Here is a 1,755-nt window from a genome sequence, read left to right as displayed (position 1 = left end):
CACGAGCTCGGCGCCCGCGGCGACCTCGCCGGCCTCGCCGCGCGCCAGGCAGGTCACCCGATGGCCGCGCGCGAGCGCCTCCCCGGCGATCGTGCGTCCGAGCCATTGCGTGCCGCCGAGGATGAGCAGGTCCATTCCGCCATCCCAGCACGCGACGGATGCCGCCGTCACGCGTGTTCTCGCAGCGCGAACCGGCGCTTCGGGCGTCTGCGAAGACACCGGGCCGCACGGATGTCCCGAGCTCGGGAATGCCCGCGCGGCCTTCGCCGTTGTGGCACATATACCCCATGGGGGTATGCTGATGTCGAACCGTTGAGGGGAAGATCGATGAGTATGACGCGCGACGAGCCGCACGAACACGCGCACCACGACGAGCACACCGGTGCCGGGCACGAGATGCACGCTGAGCACGCGGGGCACGAGATGCACGCGGGTCACGACGACGCCGGCCACGACATGCACGCAGGCCATGACATGCACGCCGACCATGCCGGCCACGCCGGCCACGCCGGCCACGGCGACCACGTCGGCCAGTTCCGCCGCCTCTTCTGGATCATGCTCGTCATCGCGATCCCGACGATCGCGTTCAGCCCGATGTTCGCGTCGATCCTGGGCTACTCACTGCCCGACAACCCGATCGTGCCGTGGATCTCGCCCGTGCTGGGCACGGTCATGTTCTTCTGGGGCGGCCGCCCGTTCCTGACGGGCGCCTGGTCGGAGCTGAAGGCGCGCCAGCCGGGCATGATGCTGCTCATCGGCCTGGCGATCACCGTGGCCTACGTCGCGTCCCTCGGCGCGAGCCTCATGCTGCTCGACCACGAGCTCGACTTCTGGTGGGAGCTCGCCCTCCTCATCGTCATCATGCTGCTCGGCCACTGGATCGAGATGCGCTCGATCATGCAGGCGTCCAGCGCCCTCGACGCGCTCGCGGCACTGCTGCCCGACGAGGCAGAGCGGGTGACGGATGCCGCCGACGGCAGCACGTCCACCGAGACCGTCGCCCCGTCCGACCTCCGCGTCGGCGACGTCGTGATCGTGCGCCCCGGCGGCCGCGTGCCCGCCGATGGCGACGTGATCGACGGCACGGCCGCCATGGACGAGTCGATGATCACCGGCGAGTCCACCACGGTGAGCCGCGGCCCCGGCGAGCACGTCGTGGCCGGCACCGTCGCGACCGACACCGCGATCCGCGTGCGCGTGTCCGCGGTCGGCGACGACACCGCGCTCGCCGGCATCCAGCGCCTCGTCGCGAAGGCGCAGGCGTCGAGCTCCCGCGCCCAGCGCCTGGCCGACCGTGCGGCCGCCTGGCTGTTCTGGTTCGCGCTCGGCGCGGCCGTGATCACGGCGATCACGTGGACGCTCCTCGGCAACCCCGATGACGCCGTCGTGCGCACCATCACCGTGCTGGTGATCGCCTGCCCGCACGCCCTCGGCCTCGCCATCCCGCTCGTCGTGTCCATCGCGACCGAGCGTGCCGCACGCGGCGGCGTGCTCGTCACCGACCGCCTCGCGCTCGAGACGATGCGCACCGTCGGCGCCGTGCTCTTCGACAAGACCGGCACCCTGACCAAGGGCGAGCCTGCGGTCACCGACGCGCTCGCGGCATCCGGATTCGATCCCGACCAGGTCATGAGCTTCGCCGATTCCTACGCCTTCCTCGACGACTGGGTGCTGCAGGGCCTGCGTGGCATCGGCATCGAGGCGACGTACCAGCCGCTCAACGACATCGCGAGCCCGCTCGGCAAGATCGGCGGC

The 1,755-nt window shown here is 71.1% G+C and carries 1 protein-coding gene and 1 pseudogene; one reads left to right on the top strand and one right to left on the bottom strand.

Going from position 1 to position 1,755, the window contains the following annotated elements; translation table 11 throughout:
- A pseudogene (locus GH736_RS25380) lies at positions 1 to 354 on the bottom strand (hypothetical protein); the annotation flags it as partial.
- Here GH736_RS25380 and GH736_RS22405 point away from each other — a divergent pair.
- Positions 334 to 1,755 (top strand): HAD-IC family P-type ATPase (locus tag GH736_RS22405; protein ID WP_407922384.1); only part of this gene is annotated, 1,422 nt, incomplete at its 3' end. The pseudogene GH736_RS25380 and the gene GH736_RS22405 overlap by 21 nt on opposite strands.

The sequence above is a fragment of the Agromyces humi genome (assembly GCF_009720255.1).
Lineage (GTDB): Bacteria > Actinomycetota > Actinomycetes > Actinomycetales > Microbacteriaceae > Agromyces > Agromyces humi.
This window is presented reverse-complemented; position numbering and strand designations above follow the sequence as displayed.